The following is an 18,429-nucleotide window of genomic DNA, read 5'->3' as shown; positions in this document are numbered from 1 at the left end:
CGGCGCTCCAACAACGGCATTTCTGCCGGTGTTTCCGGGCCAACCGGCCTGCGGCGCATTCTGCAGCTGTTCGTTACAAATTCGAGCGCTTACCAGCTATCGGTCATGATTACCGGCTTAATCCTTCCGGCCTCAAATTCCATCCTGTCAATGCATAGCACGCGGTTGCCCGGCTCCTTGTCCCCGATGATTCGCCGGTGATAGACAATCAGCCATTCATCCTCATCGGGCAGATGCAAATATCCGTGATGGCCGGGGCCCTCCGCCACAGGCTCCTGCCTCTCCAGAATGGTTCCCTCGTTGGCGAATGGCCCCAGCGGACTGCCGCTGACGCCGTAGGCCACACGATAGGTGCCATTGGTCCATCCGCCCATGGACCACATCAGATAATAGAGGCCGTCCTTCTTGATCATGCATGGCCCCTCCACATAGCCCGGAGGCGTAATGGAACGGACAGCCTGCCCATCGGAGAAAGGAACAACGCCGGTCAAATCCTCATTCATCCGGGCCACGTTGCAGTGCCCCCAGCCCCCGTAATACAGATAGACGGCGCCATCATCATCCTTGAATAAATGGGCGTCGATCGGCTGGGCACCGTAAATGAAAGAATCAATCAGCGGCTTGCCGAGATAGCCCCTGTAAGGGCCTTCTGGAGAATCCGCAACAGCAATCTCCAATCCTCCGGCTTCCCCGTCCTTCTGAATATCGTTGGAAGCAAACACAAGGTAGTGCCTGCCCTGATGCTCAATTTGGGTTGGCGCCCACACTGCTCTCCAGATCCAGGGGAAATCCCTCATCTCAATAATACTTTCGTGTCTGTCCCAATGGATCAGGTCCACGGAACTGAACGCTTCCAGATTCATCTGCTGCGTATATTCCGTAAAAGACCTGGTGGCATAAATCCAGTGCCTGCCTTGATAGGTTCTTGCCTCCGGGTCCGCATACCAGCCAGGTATGACAGGGTTCGTTATCCCTTTCAGCAGACGCTCTTCTTTCAACGGACATCCTCCTTTATCCTTTTAATCCCGTTAAGGTTATGCCCTCCAGAAAGTAGCGTTGGCCGGCCAGAAACACAATGACACAAGGCAGGACAACCGTGGCTGAAGCCGCCATCAGCAGATCCCACTGTGCGGTGTAGGAGCCCTGGAACATTTGCAGGCCCAGAGCGAGGGTAAAGAGGCTGTCGCTCTTCAAATAAATCAGCGGTCCCATGAAGTCGTTCCAGGAGGCCAGAAAGCTGAATAAAGCGACTACGATCACGGCGGAACGGCTCAAAGGGAAAATGATTCGGGTATAGATTTGCCAATAACTGGCCCCGTCCACAAAGGCGGCCTCATCAAAATCACGCGGAATCGTTAAATAGAACTGCCGCAGCAGGAAAATATTGAAGATTCCGCCGCCGAAGTAAGCGGGGATAATGAGCGGATACAACGTATCATAGAAGCCCAGCGCCTGCCAGCCCAGAAAGCTCGGTATCATCGTTACCGCCGCCGGCAGCATCATGCTGGTCATTAGAATGGCGAATACCGTATCCCTGCCCTTCCACTGAATCCGTGAAAATCCAAAGGCTCCGATCGTGCTCGTGATGACAGTCCCCAAAAGCACCGTAACCACAATAATAAGCGTGTTCTTGAAGAAGGTATCAAACGGCAGCGCCGTGAGCGCCCTCTGAAAATTGCTCCATTGAAACGGGGCCGGAATCCATTCCGGAGGCATGGTGAAAATCTGCGATAAATTCATCAATGAGCTGCGGATCAGCCAAACAAACGGAATGATGAACATTCCCGAGATGAATACAAGCGCTCCGTAGCCTGCGGCAAGTGACAGCTTTGATTGCCTCAAGAACGTTCCCCCCCTTCGTAATATACCCAGGACTTCGAGGTTCTGAAGACGATAAAGGTAAAGAACAGAATAATCACAAATAAAATCCAGGCCAGCGCGGACGCATAACCCATATCGGCATCCCGGAAGCCCGTTCTCCACAGATAAAATACGTAGAAGAGGCTTTTGTTGTTCGGTCCGCCTTGCGTCAAAATATAGGCTTCGTTGAAGACCTGGAAGGAGCCGATAATGGTCATGATCGTATTGAAGAAGATCGTGGGGGTCACCATCGGAATCGTCACATGACGCAGCCTGTGGAACCAGCCGCCTCCGTCAACCTCAATCGCTTCATAATATTGCCGGGGGATGCCGGAAAGCCCCGCGAGAAAAATAATCACCGTGCTTCCGATGCCCCACAAGGTGGTGAGAACGACCGACGGGATGACACTTTCCTCCGAATACAACCAGCCGCTAGTCGGCAGATGCAGCCGGCTTAACAGCGAATTGATCAGACCGAGATCGGGATTGAGCAGCCACATCCAGATCATAGCCGACGCCACCGCCGGCACGATGCTCGGGAGATAGATAATCGTGCGGAATATCGCCCTGCCCTTCACATTGAGATTCAGCAGCAGCGCGATGGCGAAGGAAAGGATGATCACGGCAGGCACACGCAGCACGACGAAATAGAAGGTTGCGCCGAGCGACTTATAGAACAGCTCATCCTCGCCGGAGAACAGCCGCACATAATGATCCAGGCCGGTAAAAGTGGTCTGCTCTTTGAATACATTGTAGTCGGTCAGGCTGAGCACCAGGCTTGCGATCATGGGACCCAGCGTAAAAACGGCAAATCCGAGTATGGCGGGGGCGGTGAATAACAGCCCATAGAACATTCCCTTTCGCATACCTACCTCCAGATTATTCCTTGATATCGCGGCGTCCCTTGATTTGTGCCTGCACTTTTGCCGCAATGGAATCCATCGCTTCCTGGGCCGATTGCTGGCCGAGCCACACCTTATCCAAGGCAGGATTGACGATATCCATAATGTTATTGAAATTCTTCACATAGCCTGTCGGCGTCTGATGCCCTTTCGTCAGAATCACATCCACGATCGCCTCTTTATAACCGGAGGGTCTTGAATCGAGATTTTCTGTCCACTTGGCCAGCAGCGCGGGGTCTGTGTACCAATCCTTGAGCGAAGGCATCCAGGTTCCGGCTGTAATCATATCAATCGAAGCCTCCGGATCAATAAGCGCTTTCATGAGTTCCCATGCTTCCTGGGGATGCTCAGTAGACTTGAAGATCGAAAACATCGCGCAGACCACGGTAGTCACCGGCTCTTTCAGAACAGGCATAACGCCGACATTGAAGTTGAATTTGGATTGGGCCAGTCCTGCGCTCGCCCATTGCCCGTCGATGGTCATCGCCACCTTTTTGGTCTGGAGAGCTACATTGGTAGCCGGGATATTCTTCGACTGCACGGGGGAAGGCGATACATGATACACGTTCATCAGATCCGATATTTTCTGAATGGCCTCTACAGCCTCCGGCTGGTTGAGTCCGAACGACTTTCCATCCGCCGAGATAAAGTCTCCGCCGTTGGAATAGATAAAGTTGCTGTATACTCCCCACCAGGTGGAGGCATTCACTCCGTATTGTTTGATTTTCTTGGGATCGAAACCGGGATCAGCCGCTGTTTTGCCGTTGGTATCGACAGTCAGCTTCTTGGCGGTCTCCACGAATTCATCCCAGGTCCAGGCATCGGCTACATTCGACGGGGGTGGTGCAATTCCTGCTTCCTTAAAAATATCTTCGTTGTAGAACAGGCCGAAGGACTCGGGTCCCGGACCGATGCCGATTACATTTCCCGGCTCCAGTGAATAGATAATATTGGGAACCAGCGTATCGGGGCTGATATCGGAATCACGATCGAGAAATTCCTGGAGATTATAGAACTTCCCCTGCTCTGCCAGAGGGAAAGCGATGGTGCCGGATTCCATCATGGCGATATCCGGAACATCATTTCCGGCCACCATGGTTGTAAGCTTGGTATCATAATCAGCGGCAATATGCTGAAGCTCTACCTTGATATTAGGAAATTTGTCCTCAAATCTCTGGATGGCCTTTTTGTATGGAGCCACTTCTTCGGGCGAGCCCCAGACCGTCATCCGCAAGGTAATCTTCTCCTTGGCTCCGGAATTCCCGGAACTCCCGGAAGGCGCGGAAGTATTAGAGCTTTCTGAACCGGATTTCGAGCATGCAGACAGCACAGCGGCAAGCATCAGAACCAGTGCCATTACAGTGAAGATCGATTTTCTTTGTCGCAACATCATCCTATCCCCTCTCGATTTCAACATTCAACGGTTCATAGCTGCAGTCTATGATGGCTTTATTATAAAATATTAGATAGCGCTTACATAACCCTAATCTCTTTGGAATGGTGGATTAAGATTAGCTTATACCGGCAGTGTAATCACAACCCTCGTCCCTTGTCCCGGAGCAGAAACAATCGAAACGCCGTATGGGGTGCCATAAGTGATCTGAATGCGGTCAATGGTATTCTTGATGCCCACGGATGAAGATTTCTGGTACAAAATCGCCTGAACCGTCTCCCGGCTCATCCCCCGTCCGTTATCGGCCACCTCATAAAACCGGGTTCCCTCTGTAATCCAGCCGCGGATACCGATAATGCCGCCCGATTCAGTCTGGTCGAAGCCGTGCAGAATCGCGTTCTCTACAAAAGGCTGGAACAAAAGCCTTGGCACATCGTATTCATAAAGCTGCGGATCGATATCATACTCTACAATGAACTTGTCCTCGAAACGGATCGACATGATATAGAAATAGTTATCCATCCAGTTCATTTCTTCGGACAGATGGACCGCACCCCAGGTCTTTCTGGAGGTGTAGTGCAGCATATTGGATAAACAGACCAGCATTCTGCTCAGCTCCTGCTGATCGTTCTCAATCGCCGTCCAGTTCATCACATTGAGGGTATTGTATAGAAAATGCGGATGCATCTGCATCGTAAGCGCCTGAATTTCGGCTTCCTTTTCCTTCAGCTTGATCTCATAATTCTCTGTGACCAGCAGATGAATGCGGTCATTCATCCGGTTGAAGCGCTTGGTCAAGATGCCGAACTCATCGTTGGTCACAACCTCCACCCGGGTCTGAAAATCCCCCTCGCCCACCGACCTCATCGCGCTTAACAGCCTCTTGATCGGCTTGGTGATTTTGCCGGCGATAAAGTAGGCGAGAATAAAGGCCGCAATGCCGAGCACAACCGCCAGCACAGTAATGGAAGTCCGGATGACCGGCACAAAGCTGCTCAGCAGCCCCGCTTCCGGAATCCAGACCACGGACATCCATCCGGTAACCTCCGAGCGGTCAAAACAGACAATGACCGCTTCCCCGTCCAGGGTCATCCTCCGCGTCCCGCTGTTCTCCAGCTTCAGCTCATCCAGCCATGCCTCCTTATAAGTACGCGCTACAGCCCCCGGCTCACTGCTGGCCACGACCTTATCGTACGGGTCAAGCACCATATAACGCGAGCTTCCCGAAATGCTGTCCGCGTACAAGGATTTCAGCACCTCGGATTTGAAACTGATAGCAAGTACAGGCCGCTCCGCCCGGGCATCCATTTTTTCCAGCTTTGTATTGCCCAGATACGTGAAATCAAGCACGCGTGTAGCGGAGAACAGATAACGGAACTCCAGATTTCCGCTCTGGAGATAGGGCTGGTGGAACATGGATACGAAGTCGTAGGTCGGAACCCATACCAATTTTCCTCCCGCCTGCCGCGCCATATCATAGATATCCGATTGCGTCGGGTCGCCTTGGGGCAGTGTTTGTCCGAAGGTAAAGTAAGAGGTCCATAGCTGATAGGCATAAATATCCTGATTCTGTGAAAAGTATTTGCCGAGTATAGCCGTTACCTGCCGGTCCGCTTCAAACAGTTCCGCTTCGTTTGCGGGGTCCAGCTGGTCGAAAATGCGGAATAAATCCTTATCCAGGAATAAGGACATGCTGTTCTGGTCCACGATCCGCAGCTTCGTATCCATGACCTCATTGTTCTTTTTGACAAGCTCATACACATTTCTCTGCGCCTGCTCTGTAATAATCTGCAGGCTGGTCCGATAGAATACGGTCCCCAGCACGAGAAGGGGGATGGCGATCAGAAAAATATAACTGGCCAGCAGCCGGTACCGGAAGGTCATCTTCATGCCTCCCGTTTCCTTTGTGAGAGTACATGCTTATAGGCTTTTGGCGACATGCTGTGATATTTTTTGAATACGCGGCAGAAATATTTGGGGTCCTGAAATCCGCACTCTACGGATATCTCGTATATTCTGAGCTTATCCTCCGCAAGCAGCTCCTTGGCCCGCTTCATCCGGACTGCCGCTACATGCTCCGAGAAGGTCCGGCCCGTCCTGCTCTTGAATAGCGTACTGAAGTAGGAAGGGTTGAAATGGAAGTGATCCGCCGCGCGTTCCAGTGTCACCTCTTCCTTCGTATGCTCCCGTATCCAGCTTAGACATTCAGTGATGACGATCTCCCCTCTATCCTGTCTGGACAAGCTCAGCGCAAGCTGCACCTCCCGGAGGGCCTTTTCGAGCCAGGCCATTAATTCCTGATACGAGCTGCACGAACGGATAAGCATTGTGGCGGTATCCGCGAGCATCTGCCCGGCCTTCCTCTCCAGAATATCCTGGTTGTCACTCCGGATCTGGAGCAGCATAAGCGACGCCTTCTCCTTCAGAAGCAGCGGAACGGCATGTCCGCCGTCGGCAAGCTGTGTGAATATTTCGCCGCATACGCGCAGAACAAGAGCAGCATCGTCCCCCTTCAAGGCTTCGTACAGCCTGCCCCAATCCGGACTTGCCGCCATGGGAGAAGGAGCGATTTCATCTGAAAACACCAGCCCGTTCCAGCCATCATAAAAATTATAGCTGCAGGCCATTCTGGCTAAGAGATAAGCCTGCGGCGCGTCTGCAAGCAGGGAAGGGGATTCCGGCCCGATCCCATGGGCAAGGCGTCCCGTATGCGCCCACTCGGATGCCAGGGCGGCAGCGAGGGTCCGCGCCTCCTCCCGCTTCTCCCCGTCAAGCCGCCGCAGGCCAACCAAGGTAACGGCTGCCTGGCGTCCATCCTCCAGCGTTCCGCTTATCGGAACCGTTATCGTCTCCCCCCATTGCGACCAGGCCTGCTCAAGCCTGCTTACGAACTGGCCGCTGTCCAACTGTTGACCGCTTTCCCGGAAGCTATCCAGCTCCGAATACACTACAACCCCGCTCTCCCGCAGCCACTCATAACGGTTCAGCTCCTCCAGCTCCGGCAATGTGGCACTTCCGTTCAGCCAGGCCAGGATCAGACGGTTGCGGTATGCACAGGAAGACAGCTTAAGGCGGTGCTCCAGCTCCTCCGCTTCGCGGCGCTGCTTCCGTTCCGCACTCACCTGAACGTCGATACGGTTCAATACATCCTCTATTTTCCGGACATCCACCGGCTTCAGCAGGTAATCATAAGCGCCGTGGCGAACCGCCGTCTGCGCATATTCGAACAGATTGTAAGCGGATACCATTACAACCTTGGCTTTCAGGCCCTCTTGTTTCAGGCGCTCCAGAAACTCCAGTCCATCCATGCCAGGCATACGGATATCCGTCAATATCGCCTCCGGGCTGTGTGTTTTCACCAGTTCCATGGCTGACAAGCCATCCTTTGCCACGGCAACCTGGTCTTCCGGCCGAAGGCGGTGAATCAGGTTAACCATCCCCCGCAGATGCCTCGGCTCATCATCCACAATCAATATTCTCACTATGCTCAGCCTCCCGACTCTTATTGCAGTTCATGACAGCCGTCCCGCAAGAGCTTTTCATCAGGATAAGTGCCCTGCGGTATGAATCAGCCGGTTGTTTGCTCTAATTATAAAAGTCCTTCCTGCCTCTTCATAGTGCATTAATATTGGATAGGTGGACTGTGATTGGGAGAGGGATAATTACTCAAGGTCCTCCGGTGACTCATCCTCCAGCAAGACGATATCTTCTCCTTGGGATTGCCTCATTTTGATATTCTCTTTCCCCCAAGTGCACATAATGTCAACGATCTTATTGGCGGTAACTCCATATTCCGTGAGGCTGTATTCAACTTTTGGCGGCATCTGCTGGTATACATGTCTTTTGACGAGTCCATCCTCCTCAAGCTCCCGAAGCTGCTGGATCAGAACCTTTTGTGAAATGCCGTGAATATTGCGCTGTAATTCGCTTGTTCGTTTTGCACCGGACATCAATAAGCAGATGATCAGAGCTTTCCACTTTCCGCCGATGATTTCAAGCGTTGCCTCGATCCCCAGATGATATTGTTTCATAGAATAACACCTCGTTCCTTCCGATCTTATGTGGCCGGGCCAAAAGCCCATTGTTGCACATATTTTTTCCCGGGTCCAGTACACACTTTGAGGTAACCATCTTACTTTATTGTGTGTATTTTCATTTTTGGGAGCCTGCAAGATAATAAGGATATTGACGCAAATGAGGCAAGGCCTGAGAAGGGAGATTTCATCATGAACACACTGGTCATTCTGGCACACCCGAACCTTGAAGCTTCAAGGGTCAACCAGCGCTGGAAAAAAGAACTGCGGCACTATCCCAACGATATTACAGTTCATGAGCTTTACAAAGAGTATCCTGACGGGAACATTGATGTTCCCAGAGAGCAAAATCTATTAGAAGCCTATCCCCATGTAATCTTGCAATTCCCGTTGTATTGGTACAGTTATCCGCCGCTTTTAAAAAAGTGGTTTGACGAGGTGTGGACTTACGGATGGGCTTATGGATCAAAAGGTGACAAGCTGCAAGGAAAAAGGTTAGGGCTTGCCATATCCATTGGCGATAAACAAGAAAATTATTTGCCGGAGGGCTCTGTTTCTTTTACCGTAGATGAAGTAATTGCGCCTTTCAAAGCCAGTGCAGGACATGTAGGTGCCGTGGCCCTCCCCTACTTTGCTGTCTTCGGAGCTTCCTTTCAAGCCAGTGATGAAGAAATTAATCATAGCGCAAAAGAGTATATCAACTATATCTTTAAGCACCAACAGTAACGATGCTATTCCGTATCCGCTGCTTTATTCCTCCTAAATACAAACATGGGCTACCCCCAGTCTTTGATCAAAGACTTCAAGGATAGCCCCTCCTCCAGAAAACTATAACGTCTCAGTATTAAGCGTAAACCCTTCAATCACAACTTCCTCGTCCACCTCGATCATGATGCAGCGTTTCCCCTGATAATTCACCTGCTTCACATACCTGAGATCCTGCGGGCTGACCGAAATCGTGGCTACCTTCGTCTCGATCTTAATCGATTTGGTCGTATATTTCGGAATAACGCTGCTTGCCTTCATTTCATAGTACTTATCGTCGATGACCGTTTCGAACGCCCGCTCCACCTTTTCCGCTGTCACGTTCTCTACACCGCTTGCCGCCAGGACGCGTTCTACATCTTTGTAATCCAGCTTAGGAGGTTCTTCCTCCCCTTCGCCGCCTTCGATGACCTGCTGGATTTCCTCATACACCTGGGCGAGGGTACCCGTATCGAGCTGTTCGCCCGCCAATTCCTTCACGATCTCTTCAAAAAAGCTTCTCTCTTCCAAAGCGGTTACCGATCTCTCGGCATTCAGGACTTGCTCGATGAACTGCGGATCCGGATAATTCGATTTGCCCGTACAATACAGAATGCGGTTCACATCCGAATAGTTGTCCGTCACACTCGGATAAAAGAAGCCCTGCTCCGGCGAGCTCAGCTTGATGATCGGATCGACAATGATATTGTACTTGAATTCCCGCTCTACATAGTCGAACATGAGGTTTTTGCGCTGCTGTTCTGTAGAGTTCACGCTGCACAGAATGAACGGATGCGCGAACATCTCGTCCTTCCCGCTCTCTTCGGCTTCTTCATTCCTGGCCTTAGTCGGCCGGTAATACTGCCCGCGGACAAAGGTGACCACCATATCCTTTTCATACTTGGCATCTACCAGCATCTTGTCCACGAGCATCATCATCAGGTCCTGCCATTCTTCAGGATCCCCTGTCACCAGACCTTGGTGAAGCATGACCCGCGCCGGCTCCTCCGCTTCCTCCTGAAACTTCAGCTCGAACAGCTTATGGTCCAGCTCGCCGGTGAGCAGTTTTTTGAAATTGCCCATATACAGCTCCTGCTTCTCTCTGTCCACCAGGCCAAACGGCAGGCGCTCCCAATGATAAATCTCGCTAGTTTCCTTCATAATATACACGTTCAGAATGTCGTAGATGTTCATCAGATCATGATCCAGCTTAAATTGCTTGCGTATATGCGCGACTTCTTTTTTATTCATAACAGGTTCGGCAGCTCCTTAGATGTGTAATGGCTCTATTCATATAAGTTGAACTTTAGTTTTACATTGTGGGGTTATAGTCGTGACTGCGGGGAATGTTTGGACTTCCAGCCGCTGTTGTCCCCAGATTTCTTCAATGGAACCGCCTTTAGCGGTTGAAATCCGGTGACTGATTATGCTTCCGAAGCGAGCTTTCCTACGGAAAGCTTTCAGGCGGACGCTACCGCTCCTCCAGTTCCAAACTTCCCCTCCGCACTTCTACCCTTTATATGTTTTTTAAGTTCATCTTGTCTAGTATAAATGATAAGGACGAAATTTGTTAACTGTATTACAGCAAGCAAAAATACCCGCAGGCGGATCGTCGCAGGTATTCAGCGGGAGGGTCGAGCTCCCCTATAGCTTCTCAACATACTGCTTCGCCTCGCCCAGAGACAGATCCGTATGCTGGCGGACGAGCTTAATGGCCGGGATGAGCTTCCCGTCTTTCTTGAGCTGGCGGACCGATGCCTGAATGTCTTCAGGGGGAATTTGCCTGCCAATACCTGCTTCCTCTCTGCGTTTCATCTCAGCGGCTGCTTTCTGCTCTTGTTCTTCCGTCAGGTACTCGTCAACAGTCTGGATTAACGGTAGTTTGTGCTGCGGCAGCATGCCAATGACGGCTCCAAGAATGGTTCCGACGATAGAGTACAGGGCCACATACTGTACAAAACGGTATAAATACAGCCATGCCGTACTAAGCTTCAGAACCTCCCCGCTCTGCTTCAGAATCGCTATATGATCCGTGATGGCATATTCACCGGGCGCATAATTATTGACATCCTGCATGACCTGCAATTCCCCGACAGGCGAAACGATCCATTCGAGCGGCTTGTTAAAAACAGGGTTGCCAGACGTATCGATCATCATGCTGAACAACGTGAATACGGCAATGACATAGACAATATTACGGTTCCACGTAAAGCGTTTCGCAAGCACCACAATACTGAAAACCAACAGCAAAGTAAAGCCTCTTATGTACGCATTATGCAGGTACACCTGCAAAACCGCCGGCAAAACCCATCCGAACAACAGCACCATTGTCGCTGCAAACAGAAAGACAAACAATAGAATCTTGGCATTCTTCTTCATCCAACATACGCATCCTTTCTTCCGCTCTAATACATTTTTACCCAAATAACCGGAACTTGTTGCGGTTAAGCATGGGGTAGAGAGCAGAAGCGATGCTCAAATCGGCTACGGGGCCGAAAAGCGATGGGCGATATTTAAGAAAAAATATGGAGCTATTTTTGAAGAGTACGGGATTTGAGATAGGCTGAATATTTTGTAAACAAAAAGAAATAGGCCGCCCTGCTCAAAGGCAGCGGTCCTATTCCCACACCAAATCAAGCAGCTCGTCCACTGCCTGAATCCGGGTCACCGCTGGTGTCTGTATAAGGTTTCCTCTAACCATAACCATAGCTGCGTCCGCCAAAGCTTGTATATTGTCCAGCGGGTTCTGCTCCAGCACGATTAAATCCGCCTGCTTGCCGATATCAATGCTCCCCGTCAGGTGATCAATCCCTAGAATTTCTGCATTAGCTTTCGTCACCTGCTCAATGATCCGGCGCGAGTTCAGCTTCGTTTGTCTCATGAAATGGTCCAGCTCCCGCCACAGATCATAATGGGTGACATAGGGCATCGCGGCATCCGTACCAACGCCAATCTGGATACCATGCTCTACGGCCTGCCGCACCCCTTTCAGCATGGAGTCATACACCCGCCGGGAATTTTCCTTAACCGTCTCACTTACCTTCGTCAGGCTCAGGTCCAATTTGGCACTGGGATATGCCGCCTGCAACGTTGGAATCAAAGCGGTGTGGCCTTTTAATGCCCTGGGATTATTCTGGTACAGGCTGATAATCTCCTCATCCATCTCCGCGCCGTGTTCAATGGTATCGACCCCGCCCTTTAGCGCAATTCTCACCCCTTCGGTGCTTTCCACATGGGCCGCTACACGCATGCCGATTTTATGGGCTTCCTCACAAATAGCGGCGACCTCTTCCTCCGTCATTTGCAGACGGCCCGCTTCGCCGACTGTTTTGGCATCGGTAACCCCGCCGGTTACACAGATTTTGATGAGATCCACTCCGTTTTTCACATTGATCCTCACATTTTTCCTTGCTTCCCATGGTGAATCGCCAACCAAAGCCAAATAAGGTGCACCATGCCCGCCCGTTACGCTCAGGAAATAACCGGACACCAGCAGATTAGGCCCGACAAACTGATTCGCCTTAATTTCATCCCTCAACTGCACATCGGTATACAAGAACTCCCCTACGCTGCGCATAGTGGTTACCCCTGAATGCAGGGCGGTCAGGGCATTTCGCTTCATCCGTTTCTTCAGCACGCTCCGGCCCAGCCTCGTATCCAACAGATGATGAAACGCAAAATCCAGCAGCCCTTCACCGGCTGACAGCGTAAACGGCTTACCGTCGGCAAAAAGATGAACATGCGCATTGATCAAACCGGGCATCACATATTTCCCTTCTACATCGATTGCTTGATAATGGCCCGGAACAGCCACATCACTGGTCTTCCCGATCTCCTGAATCCGCCCATCATGAATCAGAATCGTCATATGAGTATCTACGCCTCTTCCTGCTTCTCCATAAATCACATTGCAGTTCTTAAATGCGTAACCGGTCCTCACCGTTTCTTCCTCCTTCGCATAATCACACTATTCAATATTGAATTACAAATTCATTATTAGCCCAAAAAAATAGGGACTCTCGCAGATGCAACTTGTGCATATCCGCTGGATCGTCCCTCTAATGCTGCGCTGCACCCCAGCTCCAGTCCTATTTACGCCTATCGGCGTTATTCATTGATGCCCGTGAGTCCATGCAGCCAATATAAGCTCAGTGCCTCAAAAATCCGTCTCCGGCTATCAGCACCCATCTCCCGCTTCAATAAATCCAGAATCATATTGATGACATTGCCCGCGATGATGCTCAGCAGAATCATATTTTCCTCGGTGCTGATTTCATATCTTTTATAATGATCCTTTATATAAGGCTTTTTGGTTTCGATCATCAGCTCAATTAGCTCGTTTTTGGCATTGCTGTAGACCGTCCCTTTATTTTTCTCAAAAATAATGACGATCTGCATGCTGTACTGGGTTAACAGGTTCATTTGCTCCTGAACGATGGCCGATTGCTTGGCACTACCCGCTCTGTCAAAAAAAGTCTGGTTATCCAGACGAATGCTCTCCACCAGCACATTCTTCAAATAATCCACCAATGACGGCGGCACCACGGCATAGAATAATTCCTGTTTGTTTTTAAAATAAGTATAAATATTCCCGACCGAAATCTGGATCTCATCGGCAATATCGTTCATCTTGGCATCGGCAAAGCCTTTGCGGAAAAAAACCTTCAAAGCGGCGGATTCAATTTCCCTCTTAACTTCGTCTTTCTTCGCTTGCATGCTGGCGCTCCTTAATAGTGAATGAGTTATTCGTTATTAGGGTAATGCAGAAATAGGGATTTGTCAAACTGCATTTCTTTCAGAATACCACCAACTCCGAATGTATTGAATGGGCTATCCCAAGTCTTTATCAAAGACTTAGGATAGCCCTTAATTTCATTTCAAGGACAACCGATTGCAAAACAGGCTCAGCAATGCGGCAGCTTCCTGCCGTAAAAGGGGGTCGGCTGAGCGGTAGTCCAAGGCTCCGGCGGAATTGAGTGCAATCTCCGGCCCGTACATGCCGTTATTCACTATATACTTCACGGCATCCACGGCCCAAGGCGCCGTGTCCCCCGCAAGCTTGATGCCGGATGATTGGGCCATATTCACTCCGGCGATCATCGCCGCCCGCCACATCAGAACAGCAGCCTCCTGGCGCGTAATGTCCGCAGTGACAGCAAAGCTCTGTTCTGGTCCGCGCCCTTGCACAAGCCCAAGCTCGATGGCTTTCTGCACATAGCCCAAATATTTTTTCTCTTGGGGTTCACTCGTTAACGGCGTGCTTTGGGATGGGGCTACCCCCGTCAAATGCATAAGCCCCGAAATAAACTCCGCCCGGGTCATTTCCTGGTCCGGATGAAAAGCGTTCTCCCCATCCGAAGCCAATACACCGAGCTGACCGGCTTCATGAATCCATGACGCATAAGGATGCTCGTTCCCCACATCCGAATATATATGGGGTTCAGGAGCTTTTTTTGCCCAGCTATCCATCTTATTGTAAAAGGCATATTGGGTACCGTTGGAATTGACCTTGAAGGCCGCCTTATTCCCAAGCTCATCTTCAAACAACAAGGGGGCTATTTCCCGGAGGATATGCGACCCATAGGGGTCCTTGATTTTCAACTTGCCATCATCCGTAACGGAAACCTGAAGAATCCAGAATGGAAGCCGCAGATCCTGATAGATCCCGGTCAGCTGGCCCAGCTCCGCCTGGGATGTACCTGGAGTGGAAGCCGTTGTTGGTGTCCCGGGGTAATAATGATCCATAAAGGCTTTGAAAAACTTCGCCCGCAAATCCGGGCCGTCACTGTTAAAAATAACAAAACCGCCTACCTTCTGTTCCGGCATAAGCCACATCCAGGAGTGATACCCCGGCAAATCCCCGCCCTTACCAATGACCCGCTGGCCGTTGTAGCTATTCTGATAAAAGGATTCAAAGCCGTAGCCCGTGCCAGGAACCTGCGGATGAATCTGATGGTGGATCTGCTGCATATCCTTAACTGAATCCCCGCTCAGAATCCGGGCCCCTGCCAGCTGTCCGCCATTCAACTGTGCGATCATAAACTGGGCCATGTCCCTTCCGGTGGAAAACATGCCGCCATCCGGTGACTCGGCGGGCCTGGACGGATATTCGGGGATCGGGTCTTTTTGGGCTGTATAGGGTACAGCCAGATTCTTCCGCAGCCCGGGCGTCAGCTTAAAACTGCTGCTCCCCATGCCCAGCGGCTTGAAAATATGCTCCTGCACATACTGGGTAAACGGAACGCCGGTCATCCGTTCAACGATATACCCCTGCAAATTAAAAGCATAGTTATCGTACCGGTAAGCCTCACCGGGCTCCCGGACAATCGTAGGCACATTTTCCTTGATGAACTGCCTGTTGGAAATCTCTTGTGCTGAGCCGCCGGCGCTATCCGTATAATCAAACCCGGAGGTATGGGTCAACAGATGCTCCATGGTTAGCGTTTTATTGGTTTTGTTGACAATGTTCAAGTCTCCCAGATAAGTTTGGAGACCAGCATGTAAATCAATAGTTCCCTGCTCGGCCAGCTGCATGACCGCTGTTGCGGTGAACAATTTGGAAATGGAGGCTACACGGAAAACAGTCTTTTCCGGATCAATGGGCTGCTTGCTGCTGAGATCAGCGTAGCCGTAGCCTTTTTCAAGCAAAACCTGATCATTCTTCACTAACACAACGGCTGCCCCTGCAAGCTGCTTCTTAATTTGCGGCTGATTGAAGAATTGGTCTGCAAAAGCCTCCGCTTCCTTCGCTTCCGTTGCCCCGGTGGTTTGTTGTAGGGCGGATGCAGATGCCATCTGCTGCGGGACCAACGAAGCTATGAGCAAACTGCTTAATACGGGCAGAAGAACCTTCCGATATACGATTGTGCGAATATGCATTACACTGCCTCCTGTTTTGAATGCCTAGATAGATGTGTCAAAAATCGCCAGCAAAATATCCGTTAATATGGTTAATCCCACTCCTTTCATGTATTTCGGGTTGAACCGGGACCTCCCCAACCTAACAGAAGCCTTGTCATAAAGCCGAGTGACAACCCGTCATAACTTCACAGGACAAAAAAACGCCTCAGAGATAGTCTCTGAAGCGGGGTTGCTTGCTAAATATTTTTAGGGCATGTCTTTATCTGAGAGAACTGAAGGGTCACGTTGGCACAGCCGCTGAAATTGCTGAATGTATCTGCCGCTCAACTCATTCGTGATATTCACGATATGCGGCTATTCGCCTATATACGGAGCGGCAGGTATATGAATCCATACGTCATTACACGACTACAAGGAGAAAATGGACTATGAACGGTAACAAACGGTTCTTCACTGCTGAACAAATAGGACGGCTACTTGGAACAACACCTGAACAGGTCAAAAGGTTTACTGAAAGAGGGTTACAAACCTTTACACCTGAAAACGAACGAACCTTCTCGAAATATCCTTTTCGGATATGGGAAGCAGACAAGCTAGCTTTCTTCAACTGCAATTCGTTTGAAGACTTCCAACAATTGAAATACAGAGGTTGACAGGTGGAGCGATTGCTCCACTTTTCGCTTATAAGAATATCTAAAATTCTTGCTCACCTTAGAACGACAATCCCTAGAGGACACCTAATAATTCACGGAATATTTTTCGGGGTGATAACCAAGTATTACCTCCCCCCGAGCAAAAAGAAAACTCTCCTACTGCCAATAGGAGAGCATCAAGAAAGGAACGTGAAGTATGAGAATCAGCAAAGATAAACTAAGACATGTTACCTCTCTAACCGTTGAGGAAATCAATCATGTTTCAAGTCTCTGTATCCTGCTAGAAGGAAAAACCCTTACTTCCATTATAGTTATTATCAGAGTAAACCTAACTCCTTAGCGGTGTGGCTTCTGCCCAAGAGGCAATACGTTTACCGCCATTTCAACGCTATGCTTTCCTTCAATCCTGCTAACCCACCATTTGAAGCATTGGAAATATTCAACATGATTGAGCCTGAGAGATGGAAGGTAAGCAGACTTGATATTACTTTGGACTTCCTTACCCCTTATGATGACTGTTTTCTCTTGCCGCCGCCGACTAACTTGAAGATTAGTCGATATGACTCAACGCTTTATTATGGAGCGGTCAATTCGCAATGCACAGTATGTCAGTACGACAAGCAGAAGCAACTGAAGGAAGTGAAAAGTATTGATTCTGTTCCGCTGACTAGAATTGAGTTCCGCTTCAAGCCCAAACTAAAGCCAATAACAGAGTATGAGTGGGAAGACTTCAAAAAGATGCAAGGATACCACTTCATACCTGATACACATGAAATGACAGGCTTGAGATGCTTACTGAAAAGTATCACTAGCGGGAAACGTGAATGGGGAGGAATAGGAAGGACAGGCTAAAGATAACGGCGACGGTAAAGTCACAAACAGCAGACATGCTCACTATGTTCCTGACATATATTGAAGGGGATATAGATAGCTTTATGCTTGATGGTCTTATCATGACTCCTAATGAACATGACTATAAAAATGTAGGATGAATGGCGGCTAAATCGTGCTCGCCCTTTTGTTTATTTTTAGTGGTCTTCTAAGCTTCTGCTTATGTAGCCCCCACCCAGTGCCTAGTCAAAAACTTAAACCTTACCTCAATAGTTTATGTTCGTAAAATGCGTATATAAAATTTTCAGAAATACGAGCCTGTTGTCATTCTAGTTCATCGATCCCTTGTTTTTCCATAGATAGTTTCAATCTCTGTCTCATCCTCTCCTGTGAAGGATGTTCATTTTTGTTCATGGGAAAACGAATAAATTCGTTGTTAACCTCGATATTCCCCCGATGAATAACAATCTTACCATTAGGTTTAACAAGGATACTCCCCTGTTCATATGCTTTATCATGATTTGAACATAAGCAAATACCATTATTCACACTATCGTCACCACATAAGCGAGCAGGAAAGATATGAGCCGCTACCAAAAGTGAAGTATCATTAATGTAGCACATAGCACACTGGTTATCATAAGCTGTTAAAACTATCTTTCTGAATTTTGGGTCTCTAACCACCTTCTTAACTACTTTCTCTTCATGTTCCCTATCCATTGGATACGGACTCTTACCAGAGTATTTTAGGTTTACGATTCCATTTGCTTCAATAATAGCAACTGGTAGTAAGTTATATCGATTCTTTGATAAATCCAAAAAGCCTCTAGTTCCTTCCTCATCAAATATGATTTGAACCCTTATTTCCCCTCTGTTATGTTCATCGAAAGCAAGAGCAATTGGAAATAACCCTTCATCAGGTAACTCTTCTAGAAACTCTTCATTCAATTGACGGTTTCTTTTTTCACGAATTGCTGCTTTATTGGCATGGATTAGTTCAGTTTTTGTGAAACATTTCCCTTCGCAATTTATTGGATGCAATTCTATCCCCTCCGTTTTATTCGTAAAAAGTACTTACTAAAAGTTTTGTATGTACAACGTTGGTTATTAATATGTATTACAAATTTTAACACCAATTACAAGTATAAAAC

16 protein-coding genes are annotated in these 18,429 nt (G+C 49.2%); 3 read left to right on the top strand and 13 right to left on the bottom strand.

Annotation, left to right across the window (positions count from 1 at the left end; all coding sequences use genetic code 11):
* Positions 1–89 precede the first annotated feature (89 nt).
* The 7 genes from BLQ82_RS25530 to BLQ82_RS25500 all read right to left on the bottom strand — a co-directional run bounded on the left by BLQ82_RS25530 (position 90) and on the right by BLQ82_RS25500 (position 8,186).
* The gene (locus tag BLQ82_RS25530) at positions 90–998 is read right to left on the bottom strand and encodes a glycoside hydrolase family 43 protein (RefSeq protein ID WP_244281001.1); all 909 of its coding nucleotides are present in this window, start codon (positions 996–998) and stop codon (positions 90–92) included.
* A 13-nt stretch (positions 999–1,011) separates the two neighbouring features.
* Positions 1,012–1,782 carry a carbohydrate ABC transporter permease gene (locus BLQ82_RS25525; protein ID WP_082722714.1) on the bottom strand — a complete coding sequence of 257 codons (771 nt, stop codon included), beginning with the start codon at positions 1,780–1,782 and terminating at the stop codon, positions 1,012–1,014.
* A gap of 56 nt (positions 1,783–1,838) precedes the next feature.
* Complete coding sequence (locus BLQ82_RS25520) at positions 1,839–2,726, bottom strand: carbohydrate ABC transporter permease (protein WP_062524288.1); 888 nt, start codon at positions 2,724–2,726, stop codon at positions 1,839–1,841.
* A gap of 13 nt (positions 2,727–2,739) precedes the next feature.
* Positions 2,740–4,155: an ABC transporter substrate-binding protein gene (locus BLQ82_RS25515; protein WP_062524286.1), complete on the bottom strand. Its 1,416-nt coding sequence runs from the start codon at positions 4,153–4,155 to the stop codon at positions 2,740–2,742.
* Positions 4,156–4,278: 123 nt separating this feature from the next.
* Positions 4,279–6,039: a sensor histidine kinase gene (locus BLQ82_RS25510; protein WP_082722709.1), complete on the bottom strand. Its 1,761-nt coding sequence runs from the start codon at positions 6,037–6,039 to the stop codon at positions 4,279–4,281.
* A gap of 2 nt (positions 6,040–6,041) precedes the next feature.
* Complete coding sequence (locus tag BLQ82_RS25505; protein ID WP_062524282.1) at positions 6,042–7,637, bottom strand: response regulator; 1,596 nt, start codon at positions 7,635–7,637, stop codon at positions 6,042–6,044.
* Positions 7,638–7,817: 180 nt separating this feature from the next.
* On the bottom strand, positions 7,818–8,186 hold the full coding sequence (locus BLQ82_RS25500) for a winged helix-turn-helix transcriptional regulator (protein WP_062524280.1): 369 nt from the start codon (positions 8,184–8,186) through the stop codon (positions 7,818–7,820).
* Positions 8,187–8,381: 195 nt separating this feature from the next.
* Between BLQ82_RS25500 and BLQ82_RS25495 the strand changes: the two genes are divergently transcribed.
* A complete protein-coding gene (locus tag BLQ82_RS25495; protein ID WP_062524278.1) occupies positions 8,382–8,915 on the top strand; it encodes an NAD(P)H-dependent oxidoreductase in 534 nt (177 codons plus the stop codon).
* Between the two features lie 102 nt (positions 8,916–9,017).
* Here the strand turns inward: BLQ82_RS25495 and BLQ82_RS25490 are convergent, their stop codons facing one another.
* The 5 genes from BLQ82_RS25490 to BLQ82_RS25470 all read right to left on the bottom strand — a co-directional run bounded on the left by BLQ82_RS25490 (position 9,018) and on the right by BLQ82_RS25470 (position 15,812).
* Positions 9,018–10,184 (bottom strand): DUF4317 domain-containing protein, encoded by a 1,167-nt coding sequence (locus BLQ82_RS25490; protein WP_062524276.1) that lies wholly within the window; start codon positions 10,182–10,184, stop codon positions 9,018–9,020.
* A 393-nt stretch (positions 10,185–10,577) separates the two neighbouring features.
* Positions 10,578–11,312 (bottom strand): hypothetical protein, encoded by a 735-nt coding sequence (locus BLQ82_RS25485; protein WP_062524274.1) that lies wholly within the window; start codon positions 11,310–11,312, stop codon positions 10,578–10,580.
* 238 nt (positions 11,313–11,550) lie between these two features.
* Positions 11,551–12,873 (bottom strand): metal-dependent hydrolase family protein, encoded by a 1,323-nt coding sequence (locus BLQ82_RS25480; RefSeq protein ID WP_062524272.1) that lies wholly within the window; start codon positions 12,871–12,873, stop codon positions 11,551–11,553.
* 167 nt (positions 12,874–13,040) lie between these two features.
* Positions 13,041–13,649, bottom strand: a complete 609-nt coding sequence (locus tag BLQ82_RS25475; RefSeq protein ID WP_062524270.1) for a TetR/AcrR family transcriptional regulator — start codon at positions 13,647–13,649, stop codon at positions 13,041–13,043.
* Between the two features lie 156 nt (positions 13,650–13,805).
* Positions 13,806–15,812, bottom strand: coding sequence for a serine hydrolase domain-containing protein (locus BLQ82_RS25470; protein ID WP_062524268.1), 2,007 nt, complete (start codon positions 15,810–15,812; stop codon positions 13,806–13,808).
* Positions 15,813–16,222: 410 nt separating this feature from the next.
* Here BLQ82_RS25470 and BLQ82_RS25465 point away from each other — a divergent pair, with 410 nt between their 5' ends.
* Together BLQ82_RS25465 and BLQ82_RS25460 are read left to right on the top strand one after the other, a co-directional pair.
* A complete protein-coding gene (locus BLQ82_RS25465; protein ID WP_062524266.1) occupies positions 16,223–16,447 on the top strand; it encodes a hypothetical protein in 225 nt (74 codons plus the stop codon).
* Positions 16,448–16,891: 444 nt separating this feature from the next.
* A complete protein-coding gene (locus tag BLQ82_RS25460) occupies positions 16,892–17,299 on the top strand; it encodes a hypothetical protein (RefSeq protein ID WP_157243822.1) in 408 nt (135 codons plus the stop codon).
* A gap of 303 nt (positions 17,300–17,602) precedes the next feature.
* Here BLQ82_RS25460 and BLQ82_RS25455 read toward each other — a convergent pair whose 3' ends face one another.
* Entirely contained in the window at positions 17,603–18,319 is a 717-nt protein-coding gene (locus tag BLQ82_RS25455) for an HNH endonuclease (RefSeq protein WP_062524260.1), read from the bottom strand.
* Positions 18,320–18,429 lie beyond the last annotated feature (110 nt).

Origin of the sequence: Paenibacillus jilunlii, assembly GCF_900102965.1 — a bacterium.
In the GTDB taxonomy this organism is placed as follows: Bacteria; Bacillota; Bacilli; order Paenibacillales; family Paenibacillaceae; genus Paenibacillus_AQ; species Paenibacillus_AQ jilunlii.
Note: the sequence above shows the minus strand (reverse complement) of the source record. Positions and strands in the feature narration are given on the sequence as shown.